At 61.4% G+C, this 21,748-nt stretch carries 23 protein-coding genes, 1 tRNA gene and 1 pseudogene; 10 read left to right on the top strand and 15 right to left on the bottom strand.

Annotated elements, in window-relative coordinates; all coding sequences use genetic code 11:
• The 5 genes and pseudogenes from H7C86_RS18080 to H7C86_RS18100 all read right to left on the bottom strand — a co-directional run.
• Positions 1-644, bottom strand: a pseudogene (locus tag H7C86_RS18080) (hypothetical protein); the annotation flags it as partial.
• On the bottom strand, positions 641-979 hold the full coding sequence (locus H7C86_RS18085; protein WP_020968151.1) for a hypothetical protein: 339 nt from the start codon (positions 977-979) through the stop codon (positions 641-643). The pseudogene H7C86_RS18080 and the gene H7C86_RS18085, both read right to left, overlap by 4 nt.
• Before the next feature lie 62 nt (positions 980-1,041).
• Positions 1,042-1,434, bottom strand: a complete 393-nt coding sequence (locus H7C86_RS18090) for a hypothetical protein (protein ID WP_020968150.1) — start codon at positions 1,432-1,434, stop codon at positions 1,042-1,044.
• Positions 1,435-1,524: 90 nt separating this feature from the next.
• A complete protein-coding gene (locus tag H7C86_RS18095) occupies positions 1,525-2,208 on the bottom strand; it encodes an MspA family porin (protein WP_149357854.1) in 684 nt (227 codons plus the stop codon).
• 590 nt (positions 2,209-2,798) lie between these two features.
• Positions 2,799-3,650: a glycoside hydrolase family 43 protein gene (locus H7C86_RS18100; protein ID WP_007731746.1), complete on the bottom strand. Its 852-nt coding sequence runs from the start codon at positions 3,648-3,650 to the stop codon at positions 2,799-2,801.
• A 252-nt stretch (positions 3,651-3,902) separates the two neighbouring features.
• Between H7C86_RS18100 and H7C86_RS18105 the strand changes: the two genes are divergently transcribed.
• Positions 3,903-4,397, top strand: a complete 495-nt coding sequence (locus H7C86_RS18105; protein ID WP_019746449.1) for a DUF1877 family protein — start codon at positions 3,903-3,905, stop codon at positions 4,395-4,397.
• Positions 4,398-4,799: 402 nt separating this feature from the next.
• Entirely contained in the window at positions 4,800-5,180 is a 381-nt protein-coding gene (locus tag H7C86_RS18110; protein WP_020968146.1) for a hypothetical protein, read from the top strand.
• A 1,240-nt stretch (positions 5,181-6,420) separates the two neighbouring features.
• Here H7C86_RS18110 and H7C86_RS18115 read toward each other — a convergent pair.
• Positions 6,421-6,822, bottom strand: coding sequence for a hypothetical protein (locus H7C86_RS18115; RefSeq protein ID WP_020905813.1), 402 nt, complete (start codon positions 6,820-6,822; stop codon positions 6,421-6,423).
• Between the two features lie 35 nt (positions 6,823-6,857).
• On the opposite strand from H7C86_RS18115, the gene H7C86_RS18120 reads away from it, so the two are divergent.
• Positions 6,858-7,016 carry a hypothetical protein gene (locus H7C86_RS18120; protein ID WP_155250639.1) on the top strand — a complete coding sequence of 53 codons (159 nt, stop codon included), beginning with the start codon at positions 6,858-6,860 and terminating at the stop codon, positions 7,014-7,016.
• 136 nt (positions 7,017-7,152) lie between these two features.
• Here the strand turns inward: H7C86_RS18120 and H7C86_RS18125 are convergent, their stop codons facing one another.
• From H7C86_RS18125 to H7C86_RS18160, 8 genes are all read right to left on the bottom strand, one after another.
• Positions 7,153-7,425 carry a hypothetical protein gene (locus H7C86_RS18125; protein ID WP_020968145.1) on the bottom strand — a complete coding sequence of 91 codons (273 nt, stop codon included), beginning with the start codon at positions 7,423-7,425 and terminating at the stop codon, positions 7,153-7,155.
• A 5-nt stretch (positions 7,426-7,430) separates the two neighbouring features.
• Positions 7,431-9,797, bottom strand: coding sequence for a hypothetical protein (locus tag H7C86_RS18130; RefSeq protein ID WP_182261968.1), 2,367 nt, complete (start codon positions 9,795-9,797; stop codon positions 7,431-7,433).
• A complete protein-coding gene (locus H7C86_RS18135; RefSeq protein WP_020968143.1) occupies positions 9,794-10,135 on the bottom strand; it encodes a hypothetical protein in 342 nt (113 codons plus the stop codon). The genes H7C86_RS18130 and H7C86_RS18135 overlap by 4 nt, the downstream gene beginning before the upstream one ends.
• Before the next feature lie 84 nt (positions 10,136-10,219).
• The gene (locus H7C86_RS18140; RefSeq protein WP_020968142.1) at positions 10,220-10,615 is read right to left on the bottom strand and encodes a hypothetical protein; all 396 of its coding nucleotides are present in this window, start codon (positions 10,613-10,615) and stop codon (positions 10,220-10,222) included.
• A gap of 127 nt (positions 10,616-10,742) precedes the next feature.
• Positions 10,743-11,426 carry an MspA family porin gene (locus tag H7C86_RS18145; protein WP_020968141.1) on the bottom strand — a complete coding sequence of 228 codons (684 nt, stop codon included), beginning with the start codon at positions 11,424-11,426 and terminating at the stop codon, positions 10,743-10,745.
• Between the two features lie 697 nt (positions 11,427-12,123).
• Positions 12,124-12,213: transfer RNA gene (locus H7C86_RS18150), tRNA-Ser, on the bottom strand.
• A 51-nt stretch (positions 12,214-12,264) separates the two neighbouring features.
• Positions 12,265-12,690, bottom strand: a complete 426-nt coding sequence (locus H7C86_RS18155; protein ID WP_020968140.1) for a MarR family winged helix-turn-helix transcriptional regulator — start codon at positions 12,688-12,690, stop codon at positions 12,265-12,267.
• A gap of 128 nt (positions 12,691-12,818) precedes the next feature.
• Positions 12,819-14,057 (bottom strand): lactate 2-monooxygenase, encoded by a 1,239-nt coding sequence (locus H7C86_RS18160; protein WP_044480920.1) that lies wholly within the window; start codon positions 14,055-14,057, stop codon positions 12,819-12,821.
• Between H7C86_RS18160 and H7C86_RS18165 the strand changes: the two genes are divergently transcribed.
• On the top strand, positions 14,056-15,045 hold the full coding sequence (locus H7C86_RS18165; RefSeq protein ID WP_007731765.1) for an NAD(P)H-quinone oxidoreductase: 990 nt from the start codon (positions 14,056-14,058) through the stop codon (positions 15,043-15,045). The genes H7C86_RS18160 and H7C86_RS18165 overlap by 2 nt on opposite strands.
• A gap of 15 nt (positions 15,046-15,060) precedes the next feature.
• Here H7C86_RS18165 and H7C86_RS18170 read toward each other — a convergent pair whose 3' ends face one another.
• Positions 15,061-16,263: a cysteine desulfurase-like protein gene (locus tag H7C86_RS18170; protein ID WP_020968138.1), complete on the bottom strand. Its 1,203-nt coding sequence runs from the start codon at positions 16,261-16,263 to the stop codon at positions 15,061-15,063.
• A 132-nt stretch (positions 16,264-16,395) separates the two neighbouring features.
• On the opposite strand from H7C86_RS18170, the gene H7C86_RS18175 reads away from it, so the two are divergent.
• From H7C86_RS18175 to H7C86_RS18200, 6 genes are all read left to right on the top strand, one after another.
• On the top strand, positions 16,396-16,965 hold the full coding sequence (locus H7C86_RS18175; RefSeq protein ID WP_003943894.1) for a bacterial proteasome activator family protein: 570 nt from the start codon (positions 16,396-16,398) through the stop codon (positions 16,963-16,965).
• A 64-nt stretch (positions 16,966-17,029) separates the two neighbouring features.
• The gene (locus H7C86_RS18180; RefSeq protein WP_020968137.1) at positions 17,030-17,902 is read left to right on the top strand and encodes an ABC transporter permease; all 873 of its coding nucleotides are present in this window, start codon (positions 17,030-17,032) and stop codon (positions 17,900-17,902) included.
• 9 nt (positions 17,903-17,911) lie between these two features.
• Positions 17,912-18,718 (top strand): ABC transporter ATP-binding protein, encoded by an 807-nt coding sequence (locus H7C86_RS18185; RefSeq protein ID WP_007731776.1) that lies wholly within the window; start codon positions 17,912-17,914, stop codon positions 18,716-18,718.
• A complete protein-coding gene (locus tag H7C86_RS18190) occupies positions 18,715-19,611 on the top strand; it encodes a glycosyltransferase (RefSeq protein ID WP_007731778.1) in 897 nt (298 codons plus the stop codon). The genes H7C86_RS18185 and H7C86_RS18190 overlap by 4 nt, the downstream gene beginning before the upstream one ends.
• Positions 19,612-19,785: 174 nt before the next feature.
• Positions 19,786-20,871 (top strand): ribosome small subunit-dependent GTPase A, encoded by a 1,086-nt coding sequence (gene rsgA / locus H7C86_RS18195; protein ID WP_182261969.1) that lies wholly within the window; start codon positions 19,786-19,788, stop codon positions 20,869-20,871.
• Between the two features lie 46 nt (positions 20,872-20,917).
• Positions 20,918-21,745: a TylF/MycF/NovP-related O-methyltransferase gene (locus H7C86_RS18200; protein ID WP_019746442.1), complete on the top strand. Its 828-nt coding sequence runs from the start codon at positions 20,918-20,920 to the stop codon at positions 21,743-21,745.
• Positions 21,746-21,748: the final 3 nt, after the last annotated feature.

The raw sequence follows: 21,748 nt of genomic DNA on the forward strand, positions 1-21,748 counted from the left end.
GTGAGTTCGAGATACCGGTCACGGCCCGAGTCCTCCCCGGTTGTAGAGACATCTGCTGCCGGGTCCGGAACCGTTTGGGCCGGTGCGATATTCGAATCCGAATCCGCGGGGATCGGTCCGGGACCACGATCGGTGGTGGTTCCCTCACCCGGGGTGGGTGTGGGTGAGGGAACCGCTGATGCCGATGCATTGGGGAATGCACCGACACCAGTTTCCGAGGCCGGGGCCTCGGAAGCAATGGGCGGAACCTCGATCGTCGGAACCGGGACGATGGGGGTGCCGTTGTAGGTGGGAAAGTTCGTCGGAGCATTGGCCCCGACATTCGGGCCACCGCCTGGAGCCTGCACACCGGGGAGCCCGACCGTGGTCGTCGGCGCAGCTGTCGACGTCGTGGACGGCGCGCTCAGGCACGGGTTGATGATCTCTGGCGGGATGGGCGCGCCAGGTGGCAGCGACGCAATGAGATTCAGGTAGATCTGATGATCACGTGCCCGCACCGCCGCGCAGTCTTCTTCCGGCGTCGCGTTCGCCGGAGCGGCGGAGAGTGCGATTCCCGCACCGATCACTCCGGCCGCTCCGGTCAACAGCGCCCCGGCGGCAAGCACTCCCGCGAGAGTCCGGCGAAGTCGTCTACCGGACTTCACCGGTGCGCACCACGATTGTCACTCTTCTTCGTTCGGAGTAGCGCGATGAGTTTGTCTGCGCCCCAACAGAACAACCGTCCGGAGATCGACATCCACAAGAAGAATGCCAGGTAAACCAGGATCGTCCCGTAGTCGTTCGCCCAGCCGGCGAGCTTCCCGATCACCGCGAATGCCGCGATCAGCAACCCCAGTCCGACTGCGGTGGCGATCACAGCCTTGGAAAGTGGACTGAGTTCGCTGTCCGGATCCCAGTCATCAACGTCTGCAACGTCTTTACTATCGACGGCAGTGGATTCCGACTGGACACTGCGGCGTTCGGCGTTGTTGACGGTCATGGCTGGAACTCCAAATAGGAAGGGAGAGCGGGGACAACGGGTCGCCGACGTTCGGCCTGGTATCAGTTCCAGTACTGCTCCGTCAGCACTATGTGCCCCTCACTGGCGGGGTGATTCGGGTCGGAGACAAAGACATTGGCATGCCCACCACGCGCGGCTGCTTCACCGAGCACAGCTCCTTCGAGGGCGTCGACCTTGCCATCGGTAACAGTTATCGCGGAACCAGGCGCCAACCAGACCCCCCTCAGCGAACCTGGAACGATGTTCGCAATCGCATCAGGAATCGGGCTCGCCGCCAATGCCGCGGTTTCCGCATTCGAGAGCGACAGACCGATCCGGCCATGTTCCGGTTCGACGATCGGAGTTGCGGCAGATGCCACGCCGGCGCCGAGAACACCGATCAGGGCGATACCTGCGGTGAGAGTTCCGGCAGTGGCCAAGGTACGAATCTTCATGATTTCTCCTTTGTGGGCGTGATGAGTAACCACCCCTGGACGGGGCGGATCGGGAATAGTCGCCAGCAGCGCTGACGACGGCTGCGTGGGTTAGAGCCAGGTGGGATCGGAGTACACGAACAACGTGTTGTCGGACGTCGCCGTCGACACCGAGAGTTGTGCGTACGAGCGGATCGTCACCGGCCCCATGCACGCATCAACCTTCACGTGCACGTTCTCTGCCGTGATCGACGCCTTCGACGACTCGAGATCCTTCTTCCCCAACGGAATCGTCGTGATCGTGCCCGGCGCAATCGTCGACTGAATACTCGGATTCACCGACGCATTCACACCCACGTTCGCCGACGGGACACCCGAAATACTCACACCGACAGACGGGCCGAGCGAAAAGCCGAGCCCCAAGCCAAGTCCGGAGGAAACATCGATCTGGCAGCCGATCTGCAATCCCTGCTCGACATAACCGGTCTTCACCGCCGAATCGCCCGCACCACCGATCGTGCCGGTCACCTTCGCCGACACGAACCCCTCACGAGTGAACGCCGTCGTCGCCAGATTCGGCACCGGGTTCGCCGACAGTTTCGTGGCGACAAGATCCAACGACCAACCGTCATCGGTGACAGTGCTCGCGAACTTGTCCGCCAACGCCATCGGCGTTGCCGATGCGCTCCCTGCGAAGACCACACCCGACGACAGCGCGGCAACCGCACACGCCGCGAGCCCTACCGCGGCCCTCGATCGACGGTGGGATACGCCGTTTTGCGATTCGATCGACATGAACTGCTCCTCCACGTGACACAGCAACCAGAGCGGTAGCCGACAACTAACTGAATTAGTTACCGGACGGTACCAATCGTCCTGTTTGCCCGCCAGCGCGCCATCTCCCCCATCTTGGATTTAGGGTGAACTTTCGGTAACAGATATATATCGACAGGCTTATCAGCAGCGAAAAGGACCTAGGTCCTACTATGAGCAAGGTCACCGTTTACGGACGAGAAGATCCCTCAGAAACAGTGCGGCAAATCGAATTGAATCCGCATTTCGCGGGCCTCAGAGCAGTTGGAGACCGAAAGTACGGGCATCAAGCCAGTGCGCGTACTTGAATATGAAACCAACAGGCATTACTTGGCAATCAATCGTGAAGTACGGCGCCCGAGCGGGGCCTGGGAGCGCAACTCTGCACAGCTCACGCGGAGATACTCACTTCGTGGTCGGCGCGAACTCGTCGGACCCACTGGCATCGCATCGTTAGCTTGTCAATCACTGATTAGCGCAGGCGACGCACACAAGTAGTACGCAAGTACGAGAAAAGGCTCTGACCAAGACCGGAGTCCTTGATCAGAGCCTTACCAACTCGGGGTCGAAAGTTATGCCGGTTCTCTCATGATGCCGAGATGCCGTGCAGTCCCTGACACCCCAGGAACCTCTTGCACAGGAGACCAGGTGTTCAGCCCGTCCGTGCTGTCGGAGTAGAGATACTTACCTTCGGTATAGGCGTCAAGATAGATCCGCCAGTCGCCGCTCGGCAACTGAACCACGGCCGGACCTTCGACAAGCGAACCCCAATTCCCTGGCGGGACAAACGAATAAGGTCCCGTCACCGAAGGAGCGACCGCATGCTCGACGACCTTCTTCGTCTCGTTCTTGGTGAACGCATGATAGGTCGATCCGACTTTGACCACGGTGGTGTCGATATGGTCCGCACCGATCCCGGCGAGCGGAACAGGCGGGCTCCACAACCGGAGCGACGGTTCCAACGCCGTCATCAGATACGGCACAAATCCTCCACCGGTCGACATCGACAGGATGACGTTGACGCGATCGCCGTCCACAAACCATTCAGGCGCCCAGGCCTTGGTGACGAATGGTGACAGCGACGGTCCGTCGCTGAATCCGGCCGAACCCGAGAAGCCCGGGGGGCTCGCAGAACCGGTGCCATCTCCCGTGCCAGGCATCAAGGCGCAGCAAAACGGAACCGGATAGTTCCCCAGCGGCGTCCAGTTGATGCGGTCGCTGCTGCGTGCGAACCCGATGTTCGCCCCACCACCCGTCGTGTAGGTGAGGTAGTACACCCCGTCCGTGTTCCGGAAGATGCTCGGATCACGCACGAGCCCAGATGGCGGCCTGTACGCCGACTGCTGGACGAGCTGAAAGCCGGTGCCGTCGGCCGACTCGTAGACATCCATGTCGCGGTCGCTGGCATTGCTGAACGCCACCATTGTGTATTTCCAGTCAGGCGGCGGCGCGGCGCTGCTGGCAGGGGCTGCGACCAGCAACCCCGCGACGACGAGGATCACCAGCGATACAACAGAAAGGCCGGTCCGTTTTGTCGGAATCACCGATGAAGTATGTATGACAGCAGGCCCACACCATGGGTAACTTCGGTCGGAGGCAGAGCAGGATCGTTACCTAAGTCGATTCGTCTTGTAGTGACGGCGGGACGGCGGCAGGTCGGCCGTTAGCATCACGCCATGGAACTTGGGGTGCATTTCGCGCTGTCAGACAGCGTGGCAGCGGAACTTCTGGACGCGCGCGGCGACGACGACAAACTCGGCGCTGTGGTCGAGGACATCGAGGAGACGGGCCGATCCGAGTTCTCGTGCGACACGGACAAGGCGTGGGATCCGATCCTGTGCGCCCTCTCCAGCACGGGGTACGAGCGCGTGTCCGAGAACTGGCCGGCCTACGGCGTGATCCTGGGGGACGAAGACCTCAACACCGACACCGACGACCAACTCGTCACCTACCTGGCACCCGATCGGGTCGCCGAAGTCTCCTCGTACCTGGCGGAAATCACCGAATCCGAGTTCGGCGTGCGCTACGACGCGATGCCGCTCGACGACCGCAACCCGGAGTACGGCTCCGACGAGCGCGGGTACGCCTGGGGCTGGCTTCAGGAAGTGGCGGACTTTTTCCAGCGCGCGGCCCGAGAGCGTCGCCACGTGGTATTCACCGTGCGGTTCTGACAGTCGAGAGCCCACTGCCGAAGCAGCGCGCCCTCGAAGAAGGAAAGACCGCTTGACAGTGGCGCTCAACTGCGGAGGACCCTCTGCGCGGGTTCTTGCTCTGACAATTCCTGTGCCGCAGCGTTTCTGGGTGACCGAGTGCGTGTCCTTCTCGCAGCCAGACTGACCAGTAACGGAAACGTAACGACGGTCCGGGCGCTTCTCTGGCATTCACGATCTTGACCAGCAATTTCACTGAAACAGTTTATTCTTCAACGGATTTCCAGTAGTGAGCTGCATCTCAAACCAACCCAATGGATTGCTCATTGTTTGCAACATGTCGTTGACTGTTACCGGAAGAATCAGACAAAGTGGCCCGTGGAGGCGCCAACTCGAGTGGGCCACCGACGAGGGAGAAGCCGAATGACGCACCTACGCAGGATGATTACCGCGGCCGCATTGATACCTGCCGGTATCGCAGCCATCGCACTCAGTGGCGCGGGCGCAGCATCAGCTGTTACTCCGATCGCCGACAACGGGCGCATCGGCGTGCAGCTGAACCAGGGTGAGACGGCATTGTTCGGCCAGCTCAATGCCGGCGCTGCGATCGAAAGCATCACTAACTCCACCCAGATCGGCGTGCGCCTCGCACCAGGATCGCGCTTCGAGAGCGGCCCCAACGTCGTCTGGGGACGTCTCGACCAGTTCGCCAACGAAGCAGCCTCCCGTGGTGGAGAAATTTCTCTCGGCGTACTCAACCCGGCGAGGGGTTCACAGCAGTTCTTCTTCATTCAGAACTGGTAATACCCTCCGCCGTCGAATTGATGCTTCGCTCTTCCTGTGGCGGGGCGGAGCATTTTTCGTTTCCCGTGGCCACGTTCGTCGCCGAGTGTTGAACAGGCGACGCTATCCCGGGCGACTTTTGTGAGGACTGTAAACGGGCACCGATTCGAGCGAGAAATTCCTTGTGCCGCTGCGTAATAACGCATCCACAACCGACCCCTGAGGCGAACGAATGAGCTGGACTCGAAAAGAGATAGCGATCATCGTGACCGCCACCGCGGTGAAACGGGTGCTGCCGTCATGGTGCGAAATGGTGTGACGCTGTTCCCAGCAGGATCCGGTCCCACAGGGTTCAGCGTGTGCATGGTGTATGGCAAGCAAAACAGCAGCGCGGGACCATCGCTGAGGTGGTCAAGACCGTCTTTGATTAATCGTCCCCGGACCGAACAAAAAGGACTACGGAAGCAATTCCAAGAATTCTTGGATAAATTCTCGAACTGCCGTCTCATTTTTGGATGCCTTCGCGGGATCGTCCCACCGCACCGCATTTACTATTTCAATCTGAAACCACGCACCCCTCAATTCCTCGAAATCGGGCGCATTTTCGGATTCACGTGCGTCCACATAACTCTCAAATATATCGACGAGCGTTTGTAAGGATATTTTACCTTCCCTGTAATCACGACTAACTTGCTCGCCTTCAGTGCGATATTTTCCGTTTCCCGTCATATCAACTTCACTTTCCTCTTAGCCGACCAAATGAGGTCGTCACAACTGTACCGACCTCGTTAACGACGACTGATAGGTTATTTGCCGAATCATAGAATACGATCGTTGCGTCGCTGCTAGGGGTGGCCACCCCATTTCGAATTGCCTGTTCGACAAGGGAGGGGAGGTTGCCGCGCCGCTGCATTCGATCAAACGCATGCCCAGTGTATTCGCGACCGTTGACCACTCCCGGAGGATTGGTTCCTGGCTTTACGTCCAACTCGCGGCGGATGCTCGAAAAAATGGGATGAGCTGCAGAGACTAGGGGAAGAGGACTACCGCTCGCGATGGCGTTGACAGCTACTGAATTGGGCTGCGCGAAGAGCAGTTTCGAGCCATCGATCATCCTGGTTGCTGTACAGCTTGCGCAAACCGGGCGCGTGTACGCCGCCATGTGGAAAGTACTGTTTCCCATGGCATCTCACTACAAGCTGTTCGGGTACGCGCGAGGGTGGTATTGAGGACATCACGTCAAAGCGCTCTACGCGCCGGCTCAGGTGTTGACCTGATTTCCGTCAGAATCGGTATCTCGTGCTTGGCGGTCAGTGTCTTTGTAGTGCAGTTTGTCGTACCTGTTTACCGGAGGTGCATCCTTCTGCTCGCGGTAGAGCGCCCGTGTCAGCCAAGCACCGAAAACATCGTTGAATCCGGTGGGATGCCTTCGCGTGAGGAAGGGGGTCCACCACCACGCCACGAACACAGCAGCGAAACCGCACAAAAGGACAGGTCCGAGAATCGACCGCTGAGGAGCGGTGAGCCAACCGAAAACGATGGTCAGGATCGACGAACTCCAGTAGATCGTTCTCGCATGACTGCGGTACATCACGTAGGGCGTGGATGCGATCAACGCCACAGCCCCTGTGGTGATCGCACAAATTGCATAAAAGGTGGTCATGGTGCCGATTCCGCTTGAGGAACGGTGTGTTGTCGGTGCACAGGACTCTTCTGCTGGACGCTGCTGTACAGGTAGTCGGTTTTACCTGGAATCATCAGGATGTGGTTGTGTTCCTCTGGGATGCGGTAGGCGAGGTAGTCGTGATCGGCGATCAGGGCAAATGGATGGCCACCCTCGAAGGCGAAGACGTCTGAACCGTCAGCCTGCGAATCCTAATCTGCTCCCACATCACAATAAGCAACTGCTGGCCAGTGTCACTTGACATGACACTGGTCGCGCAAGTGAGTCAAAGCCTGCCTTGATTAGTCGCCCCTGGACCGAGAAAAGAGACTACGGAAGCAAGTCCAAGAATTCTTGAATAACTTCTCGCACCTCCGACTCATTTTTGCTCGAATTCGAAGGATCATCCTGGTTAATTGCATTCATTATTTCAATTTGACCCCAGGCGCCCCTCAGGGTTTCGGAATCTGATGCACGCTCCGATTCGCGTTCTCTGACGTACCTCTCGAATATTTCAACTAGCGCATGCAAGGATATTTTTCCGTCACAATAATCGCGATTAACCTGCTCAGCTTCCAGGCGGTAAATTGATTGATCCGTCATGTTTTTCACTTTCCCGATAAATTGCCAAATGAGGTGGTCACAACTCTGCCCGTTTCATTGATGATAACTGATAGGTTGTTTATCGAATCATAGATCACGGTCGTGTTTCCTCTGCTCGGGGTCGCCACCCCTTCACGAATGGCCTGTTCAACCAGGGATGGGAGTATGCCGCGCTCTTGCATTCGGTCGAACGCATGCCCCGTATATTCACGACCGTTGACTATTCCAGGACGATTGGTTCCGGGCTTTACATTTATTTCGCGATCTCCGCGCCCACCCACAGGCGTCGAGGCCGGTCTGTCTCCGACGGGAATAGTCGGATCGCTAGGGGCTCTATTCCCGGCCTCACCGGCGGTGGCGGCTGCCCTGCGACCTGCGGCTTCGGCGTCTGCGGCGGTTCCGCCGCGCCGCAGAACAGCCTCCACCGCTTCTTGCACGGCAGCTCCGCCGACTCTGCCTCCTGTGCCTACGATCGGAATGAGGGAGACGATATTTGCTGCTGCGGCAGCGATCTCAGCCGGAGAATGCTCGGGTGAAGGTTGTGCTCGTTGGCCGCGATTGAAGCCGAACGGATCGACGGCGGCATCGTGCACGGGGACTACGAGGAAGTTTCGCCACGCATCTCCGAGCGTTCCGACGCTATCGACTGTTGTGTCGACGGCACTTTCCCCGACACCCCACGCGGTGTCCCATACTTTTTGCGGGAACGATCGGTCGTCGGGCGCGTTCGGATCTGGCGGGATCGGCACATTGCCGGTGAACCCGGCAGGCACGTCCCCGTGCGCTTCGGCAAGCTGGTTCGCAGCGTGTTGACGTGGACTGACAGTGGGTTTGGGGCCCGGACTGGTTGTGGTGCGTGGCGACTGATTTGGTTGCGCGGGTTTCGAAGGTGCAACCGGAGGGACTTCGCCGTATGCTTGGGCGAGTTGGTTCGTTGCTTGTTCCTGAGAGGTCGGCGCGGGCTTCGGTCCAGGTTTGGTGGTGGTGCGCGGTGACTGATTGGGAGATGCAGGTTTCGTGACCGGAGCGGAGCCTTGGGTGGTGGTCCCGGCGTACTTACCAGCGGTGGTGCCGCTGTTCGTGGCTCCGGAAGTGTTGCCCGAGTTCGTGTTTCCACTGTTCTGCGGTTTCTGCGGACTTGTGCGCGAGGTCATCGAATTCGGCTTGGGTGCGGCGGTGTTCGTATTTTTCTGGACTTGTTTCGAAGCGACAGAGGTGGGTGCTTTCGCCTTCTTTTCCGGCGGATCAGCCAAAATCGGGTACGCGGTCGCTTCGTCGGCGTACACCGTCTGAATCAGGCGGCCGTCGCGAACTTCGTAGTCGGTGGGAACAGGATTGCCGTTGGCGTCGTACGCCCACGGAGCTGCCACGACCGAGACCGGGTTTCCGTCCGCGTCGAAGACGGTGACTGAGCCGTCCGGATTAACGCTCATATGCCCGCCGGGCGGGACGTCGACGGGGATTTCCGCTTCGTGTGAGGACGTCGCGTCATGGATGAGGAAGAACGTACGACGTCCCCCGCCCGGTTCGGTGACCGTGATCTTCGACTGGCCACCCTTGGCGTACTGCATCAGCGGTGACGCGAGGGTACCGACTGTCTGGGAGAGGATCGATTCCGGCGTACGCCCACCCAACGGTATGCGTGGGCCGAACGGTGAACGACGCCCACGTACTCCGATCCCGCCGGCTGTGAATGCGGCGGCACCGACCAACACGAGTTCGAGGTAACGATCGCGCCCGTCGTCGTCGCTGAGTCCCGAGGGCGTGACTGTGGGATTCGATTCCGACTGTCCGGGAACAGTCTTCGGTGTTCCAGAGGGAACAGGTCCGGGACCACGATCGGGGACCGCTGTGGGTGCGGTCGATCCAGCGGGCTGCGGGGTGGTCGGGGCGGGTCCGCTGGTGGTCGTCGGAACCGGGACTCCTGCAGGGTTGTCGATACTTGGCGCTGTCGGCGTATTCGGCTGTCCAGGCAGCGCGGCGCCGGGGACGGGGACGATGGGGGTGCCGTTGTAGGAAGGGAAGTTCGTCGGAGCGTTCGCGCCGACGTTCGGGCCGCCGCCCGGAGCCTGCGCACCGGGCAACCCGACGGTGGTCGTCGGGGCGACGGTCGCTGTCGTGGATGGTGCCGTCAGGCATGGGTTGATGTACTCGGGCGGGATGGGGGCACCGGGTGGCAGTGACGCGATCAGGTTCAGGTAGATCTGATGATCACGTGCCCGCACAGCCGCGCAGTCCTCCGCTGGTCCCGCAGTTGCGGGTGAGGCGGTCAGTGCGATTCCCGCACCGACGGCTCCGGCCACGCCGATCATGAGCGCTCCGGCAGCAAGTACTCCCGCGATGGACCTGCGCAGCTTCAGCACGGACTTCACCGGCGATCACCCGTGTTCGACTTCTTCCGCGCCTCGGCGATGAGCTTGTCCGCGCCCCACCAGAACACCCGGCCCGCGATCGACATCCACAGAAAGAACGCCAGATACACCAGAATCGTCCCATAGTCAGCGGCCCAGCCCCCGAGACGTCCGATCACCGCGAACGCTGCAATCAACAATGCGAGACCGAAGACGGTGGCGATCATGGCCTTCGAGGTTTCGCTCAGCTCACTGGCGGGGTCCCAGTCGTCGACGTCCGCACTTTGACCACTGTGCACTGTGGCCGGCGGCTCCGTCATCGGGCGGGACCGAGCGTGTTCAGCGTTGCGGATGGTCATGACAGAAACTCCAAACGGCGGATAGGTGAAGTGAAACAACGAGATCGGCGGCAGCAGTCAGGGTCCGGAGTTACCGGCCCTAGTTCAGTTCCAGTGCTGGTAGGTCTGCACGATGTAGCCCCCGGTGACGGGGTTGTTCGGGTCGGACACGTAGATGTTGACGTAGCCACCCGGATGCGCCGCAGCTTCGGCGATCACGACCCGATCGGGGGCGCTTGCCCTGCCATCGACGTTGGTGATGACCGAACCCGGAGCCCGGCCAACCCAACGTTGCGAGCCGGGAACAATGTTCGCGATTGCATCGGGGATCGGGCTCGCCGCCAGTGCTGCGGTCTCCGCATTCGAGAGCGAAAGCCCGATCCGACCCTGCTCCGGCTGCACGATCGGGGTAGCAGCCGATGCCACGCCCCCGCCGATAACACCGACGAGGGCGATACCTGCGGTAAGCGCTCCGGCTGTGGCCAAGGTACGAATCTTCATGAACTTCTCCTGTGATGCTGATTGATGGGCAAACCCGTGACTCGGGCCTCGTGTGACGGGGTGTGCGAGGGCATGGTGGCCTGCGCAGAGTGGGTTGAGAATGCAGCGCTGACGACGGCTGCGTGGGTCAGAGCCAGGTGGGATCGGAGTACACGAACAACGTGTTGTCGGACGTCGCCGTCGACACCGAGAGTTGTGCGTACGAGCGGATCGTCACCGGCCCCATGCACGCATCAACCTTCACGTGCACGTTCTCTGCCGTGATCGACGCCTTCGACGACTCGAGATCCTTCTTCCCCAACGGAATCGTCGTGATCGTGCCCGGCGCAATCGTCGACTGAATACTCGGATTCACCGACGCATTCACACCCACGTTCGCCGACGGGACACCCGAAATACTCACACCGACAGACGGGCCGAGCGAAAAGCCGAGCCCCAAGCCAAGTCCGGAGGAAACATCGATCTGGCAGCCGATCTGCAATCCCTGCTCGACATAACCGGTCTTCACCGCCGAATCGCCCGCACCACCGATCGTGCCGGTCACCTTCGCCGACACGAACCCCTCACGAGTGAACGCCGTCGTCGCCAGATTCGGCACCGGGTTCGCCGACAGTTTCGTGGCGACAAGATCCAACGACCAACCGTCATCGGTGACAGTGCTCGCGAACTTGTCCGCCAACGCCATCGGCGTTGCCGATGCGCTCCCTGCGAAGACCACACCCGACGACAGCGCGGCAACCGCACACGCCGCGAGCCCTACCGCGGCCCTCGATCGACGGCGAGATGTTCGTGCTTTCAATTCGGTTGCCATGAGTAACTCCTACGTCGCGGACCAGCAACCAATTCGGTAGCTGAACACTAACTAAATGCAAGTTACCGGACAGTACCAAGCGTTCCGTTTTATCAACAGGCTCCCGCGACCAACTATCGGAGACTTGCGGTGAACTTCCGGTAACAGATACATATCGACAGGGCTCAGAGCAGGGAATGGGACTTAGGTCCCAATGTGGCGAACGACACCAAACTTGGACCATCCGCCCATTGGTGACAGTCGAGCAAACGTGCAAACAAGGCACGATCCGGAGCATTTCAGCAGATTGAATGCAACGTGGTCTCTGGCGATATGGCCACGCAAACTTATTGAACGGTCAACAGTTAATTGGTGGCGCGCAGCTCATTCGGACACCAAGCGCAAGGAGGCCGCGTAAACCACGAGCCCATCTAGCCAAGGAGGGAATCGAATTGACCACCAGCCGCACGATGCGATCACCTGGAACTCTCGTCGCCGAGCGCCGCAATGGCTGATCGTTCACCACAGCACAACGAGAACCGGCAGATTGCCGCAACATCGGACGTAGCACCGAAGTGGCGAAGCCATTGCTTCACCCGGCGACCCCAGGGCGGCAAAGATTGCTACACATCCGACTCCTCGACGCTCCTGCGCTTCGTAGGGCACGAAAAAACCCAGCCCACGCTTTCGCGCGGGCTGGGTTTGAACAACGAACATTTGGCGGAAGCGGAGGGATTTGAACCCCCGGTGGGTTTAACGCCACGCTCGCTTTCAAGGCGAGTGCATTCGGCCGCTCTGCCACGCTTCCGTGGGCGATCCTATCGGGTGTTCCCACGGACCGCGAAAACGGCTCCAGAAGTCAGCGCTCGCCGATGGCTTTGTCGACCTTCTCGAAGACGTCTGCCAGCACGTCCAGTTCCTGGGGAGTCAGCAGATCGACCAGATTGTTCCGCACCCCGGCCACGTGAGTAGGCGCTGCCTCGGCGAGGCGACGCCTACCCTCTTCCGTGATCCGCGCGAGCACGCCGCGACCATCTTCGACGCAGGTGTCTCGCACGACGATGCCCTGAGATTCCATCCGCCTGATCTGGTGCGTGAGGCGACTCCGCGAAGACAGCACGCCGTCTGCCAGGTCACTCATCCGCAACGACCCGTCAGCTGACTCCGAGAGCATGACCAAAATGCGGTAATCGGCCAACGACAGGTCGTGTGAATCCTGCAGTTCGCGGTTGAGCACCTCCATGAGGCGCTGATTACCGTCCATGTAGCCGCGCCATGCACGCATCTCGCATGGCGTCAGCCACGGTGTCTCACCGTGCGCCGCCTGCGATGTCTCCTCGGTTGTCGCTTCAGCTGTCACAGGTTCCAAGTTTAGACCTGTGTCCGCCCGTCACAGTAAGACTCACCCTAAAGTCACGAATTGGACATCAGGATCGAACGGTCGATTTCGGCAACCGATGCCAGCCCCGCCAGTCCCATAGTGAGATCCAGGTCGGCCAGGAGACTGCGCAATGCATGACGCACTCCGTCCGCTCCGGCCAATCCCAACCCGTACACCCACGGCCGCCCGTACAGCACTGCGTCGGCACCCAAGGCCAGAGCCTTGATTACGTCTGCGCCACAACGAATTCCGGAGTCCATCAGGATGTCCACCTCATGCCCCACCGCATCAGCGACGGGACCGAGAGCATCGAGTGCCGAAATCGACCCGTCAACTTGACGCCCACCATGGTTGCTCACGACAATGCCGTTGGCGCCGGCTGCGACGGCCTCACGTGCGTCGTCGGGATGGACAATTCCCTTCACCGCGATCGGAAGTGTCGTCCACTGGCGAAGTTTCGCGATATCGGCAATCCGCACCGCATGATTGCCGAACAACGACACCCACGTGAGAACCGCGATCTGCAGCGCTTCTGCGCTCTCCTCGGGCGGCGTCGCCAGTTTGGCGCGGAACACCGGATCCGACAGGTAGTTGGCAATACCCTTCGCCTGCAGGAACGGAAGGTGACCGAGTTCGAGATCCCTTGGACGCCAACCCATACCGGGAGTGTCGGCAGTCAGGACGATAGCCTTCGCGCCCGCCGTCTCCGCTCGGCGGACAAACGACTCGGCAAGTTCGTCGTCGGCCGGCCAGTACAGCTGGTACCACCAGTTCTCGCCGGAGGCCGCCGCTACGTCTTCGATGGTCGAGGATGCCGCCGTCGAGAGAATCGATCCGATCCCCAACTCGGCGGTGACCGAACCGACCGCAACCTCGGCGTCGTCGTGGACCAAGCCGAGCACGCCCACCGGAGCCGTCAGGATCGGTGCAGCCAACCTCGTCCCCAACACCTCGACGCTCAGGTCGCGTGCGTCGGGCGCCGCAGTCCCCCGCAACATCCGCGGCACGATCGCATGCTTGTCGAACGCCCGCAGATTCGACACCGCGGTCCGTTCGGTCGACGCGCTACCGGCGATGTACCCGAAGGCCTCCGGTGAGAGTTGCTCGCGCGCGGCATCTTCCAAGCCTGCCGCAGTCATCGGCAAAGCCGGCTTCGCGCCGCTCAGTCCCGTCAGATAGATCTCGTTCTGCATGTTCCCGAAGTAAGTCACGTCCGCGACGGTAGCGGCAAAACACCCGTCAGCGGGGAGATTCGCTAGCGTCGTATCCATGTACGCCATAACGATCGATCAGCCCGGCGGTCCCGAGGTCATGAAATGGGCGCAACAGCCCGATCCTGAACTACCTCGCGGGCACGTACTCGTCGAGGTCGCCGCGACCGCAGTCAACCGCGCCGACCTGCTCCAACGTCAAGGCTTCTACCCGCCGCCGCCCGGCGCGAGTGACATTCTCGGCCTCGAATGCTCGGGTGTGATCACCGAACTCGGCGAAGACGTCACGGGTTGGTCCGTCGGCGACGAAGTCTGCGCACTGCTGGCCGGCGGCGGTTACGCCGAGAAGGTCGCGGTCCCGGCAACACAACTTCTCCCGGTTCCCGCGGGCGTCGATCTCCGTGTCGCAGCGTCCCTGCCGGAAGTTGCGTGCACGGTGTGGTCCAACGTCGTAATGCGCGGAGGTCTACGACGCGGACAGGTCCTCCTCGTCCATGGCGGTGGCGGCGGAATCGGCACCCACGCCATCCAGGTCGGCAAAGCCCTCGGCGCCCGCGTCGCAGTTACCGCGGGTTCGGAGGACAAATTGAACCGCTGCCGCGAATTGGGCGCGGATATTCTCATCAACTATCGCGACAGCGACTTCGTAGCATCACTCGCCGAAGCCACCGACAACCACGGCGCCGACGTGGTTCTGGACAACATGGGAGCGTCGTACCTCGGGCGCAACGTCGACGCACTCGCCATGGACGGCCACGTCGTGATCATCGGAATGCAGGGTGGCCGCAAGGGCGAGGTCGACATCGCCAAGCTGATGGGAAAGCGCGGAAACATCACGTCGACGGGCCTGCGTGGGCGTCCGCTCACCGGCCCCGGCGGTAAAGCGGACATCGTCGCCGACGTCCGCGCGAAGTTGTGGCCGTTGATCGCAGACGGATCGGTTCAACCGATCGTGTCGACCGAACTTCCGATCACCGAGGCGCCATTAGCCCATCAGTTGCTGGATTCGCCGGAAACCGTAGGCAAGGTCATCCTCACCGTGAAGTGAGCCGAGCGGGATCGATCAGCCCAGGGCGCCGAGTTCGGCGACCAGCTGATTGATCTCGTACCGCGTCGTGTACGGCGCAAGGCCGACGGTGACCGCGCCGCCTTCGTCGTTGACGCCGAGGGCGTCGAGCAGCCTGGAACCGCCGTGCGTACCGCTGACCGTCGCGATGCGCTTGTCGGCCAGATGCGCGGCGACCTTGTCTGCCGCCATGCCCTCGAGCGTGAAGCTGAGCGTCGGCACCCGCGTGGGTGCGCCGCCGATCACCATCACGTTGGGTAGGGCTGCGAGAGAACGCATGAGGTGATCGAACAGACCGTCCTGGTAGTCCTGCAGCGAGCTGATCGAGGTTTCGAGGCGCTCACGCCTGGTTCCCGTTGCCGATTCGTCCAAGCCCGCCAGGAAATCGATCGACGACGTGAGACCGGACAGCAGCGCGAACTGATGACCGCCCACCTCGAGTCGCTCGGCGCCACGCGCGTACGGGTTGAGCGACACGGCCGGAATTCGGTCGAGCAGTCCGGGATCGCGGAAGACGAGTGCGCCCACCTGCGGACCGCCCCACGACGGCGCGCTGACGGCAACGATGTCCGCCCCGAGATCAGTCATGTCCACATGCGCATATGGCGCTGCACCGACGGCGTCGACCACCATCAGTCCGCCGAATTCGTGCAGACGATCAGCTGCGGCGCGGACGTTCGGAGCCGAACCGACGACCGGTGATGCGGCCGTCAAGGCCACCAATCGAGTGGTCGAGGTGATGAGATCGTTGAACTGCCAACTCGGGAGCTCACACGTTTCGATTTCGACCTCTGCCCATCGCACCTGAGCGCCGTAGCGACTGGCCACACGAAGCCAGGGCGCGACGTTCGCCTCTTCGTCGAGGCGCGAGAGTACGAGACCGGTTCCGAGGCCCAACCGCGAACTGAGCGACTCGGCGAGCCAAGCCAACAACACCGCTCGGTCTGATCCGAGAACGACTCCCGCAGGATCTCCGCCGACCAGATCCGCGACCGCGGTGCGCGCACTCTCGAGAATGGCAGCACTACGACGGTTCGAGACGTGGCGACCGGAGGAAGAAGATGCAGAGGCACGGAACGCGGTGGAGACCGTCCGCGAGACGGCGTCCGGGATCTGCATTCCGGCCTGCGGATCGAGGTGGATCCAGCCGTCACCGAGTGAGGGAATCAACCCCCGTACGCGGGCAACGTCGTAAGCCATGCTCGACACTCTAGGTGCAGACGCCCGCTTAGTCGAAGGCAGTCACCCAATTACCCGTCAGTACAGTTATTCGGTAGCTAACTTTTTGGGGGTTACGCGGCGTTTGTCGCCCACACACGACAAGATGGAAGCATGACGAACCCCGACAAAGAGCAGGTACTCGTTATCGGACCCGACGGTCGACCCGTCGCGATGCCGGCGGCCGAGGCAGAGGCCTCCACATCTGGCACCACCGAAGGCGCGGAATCCGAAGCCGAGTCCGTCGCCGAGATGGTCGAGCAGCCGGCGAAGGTCATGCGAATCGGCACGATGATCAAACAACTGTTGGAAGAAGTGCGCGCCGCGCCGCTCGACGACGCCAGCCGCAAGCGCCTCAAGGACATCCACACCTCGTCCATCCGAGAACTGGAACAAGGCCTGGCACCCGAACTCCGTGAAGAACTCGAGCGACTGAGCCTCCCGTTCACCGACGACTCCATTCCCTCGGACGCCGAACTGCGAATCGCGCAGGCCCAACTCGTCGGCTGGCTCGAAGGACTGTTTCACGGAATTCAGACCGCACTGTTCGCGCAGCAGATGGCAGCGCGCGCTCAGCTCGAACAGATGCGTCAGGGCGCACTGCCTCCCGGCATGAGCATCGGGGCTCCGCATTCGCCTGCCCATCCGGACCAACAGAGCCCAGGAACCGGCCAGTATCTGTAACTCGGACCACCACGAAGTCCGCGGGAAAACCGGCTCCGACGCCAGGCCGGTAGGCTCGACCTCCGTGTCAGCATCCGCAATCGAATCCGAGACGCCGGGCGCACCCGCGCCCGTGTCCGACTCCCAGACGTTCCGTCGTGCGTTCAAAGACCTTCGCGACGGTCTGAATCAGCGTGAGTTGTGGCTCAGCCTCGGCTGGCAGGACATCAAACAGCGCTACCGCCGGTCGGTGATCGGTCCGTTCTGGATCACGATCGCCACCGGCGTTCAGGCCGCCGCGATGGGTCTTCTGTACTCCGCGTTGCTGAACATTCCGCTCAAGGAGTTCCTGCCGTACGTCACGGTCGGGCTGATCGTGTGGAACCTGATCAGTGCAAGCATTCTCGAAGGTTCCGAGGTCTTCATCGCCAACGAGGGCCTGATCAAGCAGTTGCCGTCGGCGTTGAGTGTGCACGTATATCGCCTGGTTTGGCGTCAGGTGCTGTTCTTCGCGCACAACTTCGCGATCTACATAGTTCTTCTGTTCGCGTTCAGTATCTGGCAGAACATGAGCTGGACGGCGCTCGCGGCAATACCGGCATTCGTGCTGATCGTCGCGAACACGCTGTGGGTCTCGATCGTCTTCGGTATCTTCTCCACCCGGTACCGCGACATCGCCCCCATCCTCGGCAGCCTTACCCTGCTGCTGTTCGTGCTGACGCCGATCATGTGGACGACGCAGGCTCTCAAGGATCAAAGTCCAGAAGCCGCAGGGCGCGTGCGACTCGCCGAGCTCAACCCGCTGTACCACTACCTCGAGATCATCCGAGCACCACTCATCGGGGCCGACCAGCAGGCATACCACTGGTACATCGTCATCGCCTTCACCGTCGTCGGCTGGGCCGTCGCGATTCTGGCACTCCGCAAGTACCGGGCACGCGTGCCCTACTGGGTCTAGAGGAAACACATGAGTCAGCCAGTCAGCATCCACACGCAGAACGCGTGCGTCGACTTCCCGATCTTCGACGCGAAATCCCGCTCGCTCAAGAAGGCCTTCCTCGGCAAGGCCGGAGGATCCATCGGCCGCAACGACTCCGATGTCGTCGTCGTCGAAGCGCTCCGCGACATCACGATGACGCTCAAGGAAGGCGACCGCATCGGGCTCGTCGGCCACAACGGCGCCGGCAAATCCACCCTGCTGCGCCTGCTCTCCGGAATCTACGAACCGACCCGGGGATCCGCCAGCATTCGCGGACGCGTCGCACCCGTCTTCGACCTCGGTGTCGGCATGGACCCGGAAATCTCCGGGTACGAGAACATCATCATCCGCGGCCTGTTCCTTGGTCAGACCCGCAAGCAGATGCTCGCGAAGATGGACGAGATCGCCGAATTCACCGAACTCGGTGAATACCTCTCCATGCCACTGCGTACCTACTCCACCGGTATGCGCGTTCGCGTTGCCATGGGCGTCGTGACCAGTATCGATCCCGAGATCTTGCTTCTCGACGAGGGCATCGGTGCCGTCGACGCGGAATTCATGAAGAAGGCCCGCATCCGGCTGCAGAAGCTGGTGGAACGCTCCGGCATCCTGGTATTCGCCAGCCACTCCAACGAATTCCTCGCTCAGCTGTGCAACAGTGCGATGTGGATCGACCACGGCCAGATCCGCATGCAAGGCGACATCGAAGACGTCGTACGCGCCTACGAAGGTGACGACGCCGCCGAACATGTGCGCCACGTGATCAAGGAAATGGAACGGGAGAACACCCCGTGAGCGCACCCGAGAAAATCATCGGGGTCGTCGTCACTCACAAGCGTCGTGAACTGCTGGCCGAATCCTTGAAGGTTCTCAGCACCCAGTCGCGTCCGCTCGATCATCTGGTTGTCGTCGACAATGCCGACGAAGCCGATGTGAAAGAGCTCGTCGACAACGCTCCACTGCCGACCAGTTACATCGGTTCTCAGCACAACCTCGGCGGTGCCGGAGGATTTGCTCTTGGCATTCTCTACGCGCTTTCACTCGGCGCCGACCGCGTCTGGCTCGCCGACGACGACGGCCGCCCGGAGGGGCCTGAGGTCCTGGAAACACTGCTCGACTGTGCAATTCGGAACGACCTGGCCGAGGTCTCCCCCGTCGTCTGCGACATCGACGACCCCGACCGCCTTGCCTTCCCACTTCGCCGCGGCACGTCGTGGCGCCGGTTGCGTTCCGAGCTCGGCGACGAGGATCTCCTGCCCGGCATCGCGTCCCTCTTCAACGGCGCACTGTTCACCGCCGACGCGATCGATGCCGTCGGAGTTCCGGATCTACGCCTGTTCGTCCGCGGCGACGAGGTCGAGGTACACCGTCGCCTCGTGCGCTCCGGCCTGAAGTTCGGTACCTGCCTGCAAACTGCTTATGTCCACCCCAACGGCGCGGACGAGTTCAAGCCGATCCTCGGCGGACGCATGCACACGCAGTACCCCGACAACGACACGAAGCGCTACTTCACGTACCGCAACCGTGGATACATCCTCTCCCAACCGGGAATGCGGAAACTGCTTCCGCAGGAATGGGTTCGGTTCGGCTGGTACTTCCTGATCACACGCCGCGATCCGGCCGGACTGCGCGAGTGGATGCGATTGCGCAAGCTCGGCCGGGAAGAGAAGTTCGAACGTCCGAGTTAAGTCGGCCGCCCCGAGTTAATTCAGTTGCACAGTCGCGTCTGCGGCTGAGACGATTCTGATCCGACGCATGGTGCGTCCTGAGATTTTCGAGGAGTGAGTATTGATGACTGTCGTGTTCCGCAGTTTCAGCACCGTCAACATTCACACTTCTTCGTACTCGAGGACACACTCACCATGCCGGAAAACAGCGCGCCCCTGACCGAATACGGTTGGAACGCAACACTCTCGAACACATTCACTGCCCTGGCCCCACCGGACTCCGCACCCGGGCGCGTTCTTCGCGTCGACCGGGGGCGGTGTGACGTGGCCGTCGCCGAAGGCACAGTTCGCGCACTCACCGGCAGTGATCCGCTCGCTACCAGCCAACTGTGCACGGGTGACTGGGTGGCCGTCGCCGAGGTACTGAACTCACGCGAACCCGAGATGCACACGGTCACTTCAATACTCCCCCGATCGAGCAGCATCGTTCGATCCTCGGCGTCCGGAAAATCGGAAGGCCAGATTCTGGCGGCCAATGTCGACACCGTCGTCATCGCCACGGCTTCGGACGGCGACGTCGATCTCGGGCGCATCGAGCGACTACTCGCACTCGCCTGGGAAAGTGGCGCAACACCTGTCGTCGCACTCACCAAATCGGATGCAGCTCAATATATCTCCGACACTCTAGTTGAGGTCTCTGCCATTGCGCCCGGCGCAACAGTGCTGGCCGTCAGTGCCGAGACCAACGAAGGAATGGATGTACTCGATGCAGTTCTGGACGGCACCGTGGCGATACTCGGTCCATCCGGCGCCGGTAAGTCGACGCTCGCGAACGCACTCCTCGCGGACACCACAGGCGCCGATCGACTCGAGACCGGCCGCGTTCGAACCGGCGACGGAAAGGGACGCCACACCACAGTCACGAGAGAACTGATCCCCTTCTCCGGCGCCCGGACGTTGATCGACACACCCGGCCTGCGAGGGGTTGGCATGTGGAATGCGGCGGAGGGAATCGACAAGACGTTCCCCGAGATCGAGGAACTGATTGCAGAGTGCCGGTTCTCGGATTGCGCGCACAACTCCGAGCCGGGATGCGCAGTCCTGACCGCACTCGGGCGCGGCGATCTGGACGAGCGGAGACTTGCGAGCTACCGGAAACTACAGCGAGAGAACGCGTGGAACGCCGCCCGAAGCAATGCTCGTCTGCAGGCAGAGAGGACGCGGGAGATCAAGGTGATCTCCAGACAGCTCAAGAGTCACTACCGCGGTCGGGACCGGTAGCGTAGAAAGCCTGGCAGCATGGGGGTGATCCCGACGAGAGGTTGCCATGTTCGAGCAGTTCCGTTCCAGCGCCAGGACCAAGCTTCAGCGTGCGGTATCCGAGGTGGTCGAGGCCGCCGACCGGCGCAACGCAGACCGCACGCAACAGATCCTCGACGCGCTGGCTCTCTCACGTGACGAACTGGCCGAGGCCCGCGGTGACATCGCGGGCCTCCGGTCCAGGATCGACGAGCTGGAATTTCGTCAGCGTCGGGATCTGGCCTACGCCGTGGACCTGGAAGCGACGGCGTCGACGGCCGAGTTCATCCTCGAGCACCTTCGAGTCGCGGAGACATTCGGCCACCCGCACGACACGCTGCGCCACGCATTGGGCCTGATCGAAATACCCGGCATGGCACTCGAATTCGGCGTCGCCAGCGGAACCACACTCAGGATCGTCGCGGAGGCTTTCACCGAACGCGAGGGGACCGTCGCAGGTTTCGACGTGTTCTCCGGCCTTCCGGAGACCTGGCGCACCGGGTTCCCGGTCGGCGAGTTCGCACAGGAATCCATCCCCGAAGTGCCTGGAGCGCAACTTGTTCCGGGCCTCTTCGAGGACACCTTGCCCTCGTTCCTGAACGACGAATCCGGCCCCGTTGCGTTCCTGCACCTCGACGCCGACCTTTACTCGTCCACCAAGACCGTGCTCGATCTCCTCGGCGACCGACTGGTCCCCGGGTCGATCGTCGTCTTCGACGAGTTCTTCAACTATCCCGGGTGGCAGCAGCACGAGTACCGGGCGTGGACGGAGTTCGTCACACGCACCGGCATCTCGTTCGAATATCTCGGGTACACCGTCGACAACGAGCAGGTCATCGCCAAGATAGTGCGTTGAGGC

This window comes from Rhodococcus sp. UFZ-B548, assembly GCF_903819475.1.
Lineage (GTDB): Bacteria > Actinomycetota > Actinomycetes > Mycobacteriales > Mycobacteriaceae > Rhodococcus_F > Rhodococcus_F erythropolis.

Coding starts and splice junctions, on each gene's coding strand:
- H7C86_RS18145 (WP_020968141.1), bottom strand. CDS start 11,426: ATGGCAACCGAATTGAAAGCACGAACATCTCGCCGTCGATCGAGGGCC.
- H7C86_RS18125 (WP_020968145.1), bottom strand. CDS start 7,425: ATGACGGATCAATCAATTTACCGCCTGGAAGCTGAGCAGGTTAATCGC.
- H7C86_RS18115 (WP_020905813.1), bottom strand. CDS start 6,822: ATGACCACCTTTTATGCAATTTGTGCGATCACCACAGGGGCTGTGGCG.
- H7C86_RS18110 (WP_020968146.1), top strand. CDS start 4,800: ATGACGCACCTACGCAGGATGATTACCGCGGCCGCATTGATACCTGCC.
- H7C86_RS18105 (WP_019746449.1), top strand. CDS start 3,903: ATGGAACTTGGGGTGCATTTCGCGCTGTCAGACAGCGTGGCAGCGGAA.
- H7C86_RS18135 (WP_020968143.1), bottom strand. CDS start 10,135: ATGACCATCCGCAACGCTGAACACGCTCGGTCCCGCCCGATGACGGAG.
- H7C86_RS18170 (WP_020968138.1), bottom strand. CDS start 16,263: ATGGCTTACGACGTTGCCCGCGTACGGGGGTTGATTCCCTCACTCGGT.
- H7C86_RS18200 (WP_019746442.1), top strand. CDS start 20,918: ATGTTCGAGCAGTTCCGTTCCAGCGCCAGGACCAAGCTTCAGCGTGCG.
- H7C86_RS18090 (WP_020968150.1), bottom strand. CDS start 1,434: ATGAAGATTCGTACCTTGGCCACTGCCGGAACTCTCACCGCAGGTATC.
- H7C86_RS18140 (WP_020968142.1), bottom strand. CDS start 10,615: ATGAAGATTCGTACCTTGGCCACAGCCGGAGCGCTTACCGCAGGTATC.
- H7C86_RS18175 (WP_003943894.1), top strand. CDS start 16,396: ATGACGAACCCCGACAAAGAGCAGGTACTCGTTATCGGACCCGACGGT.
- H7C86_RS18085 (WP_020968151.1), bottom strand. CDS start 979: ATGACCGTCAACAACGCCGAACGCCGCAGTGTCCAGTCGGAATCCACT.
- H7C86_RS18155 (WP_020968140.1), bottom strand. CDS start 12,690: ATGCGTGCATGGCGCGGCTACATGGACGGTAATCAGCGCCTCATGGAG.
- H7C86_RS18165 (WP_007731765.1), top strand. CDS start 14,056: ATGTACGCCATAACGATCGATCAGCCCGGCGGTCCCGAGGTCATGAAA.
- H7C86_RS18100 (WP_007731746.1), bottom strand. CDS start 3,650: ATGGTGGCGTTCAGCAATGCCAGCGACCGCGACATGGATGTCTACGAG.
- H7C86_RS18185 (WP_007731776.1), top strand. CDS start 17,912: ATGAGTCAGCCAGTCAGCATCCACACGCAGAACGCGTGCGTCGACTTC.
- H7C86_RS18095 (WP_149357854.1), bottom strand. CDS start 2,208: ATGTCGATCGAATCGCAAAACGGCGTATCCCACCGTCGATCGAGGGCC.
- rsgA (WP_182261969.1), top strand. CDS start 19,786: ATGCCGGAAAACAGCGCGCCCCTGACCGAATACGGTTGGAACGCAACA.
- H7C86_RS18160 (WP_044480920.1), bottom strand. CDS start 14,057: ATGGATACGACGCTAGCGAATCTCCCCGCTGACGGGTGTTTTGCCGCT.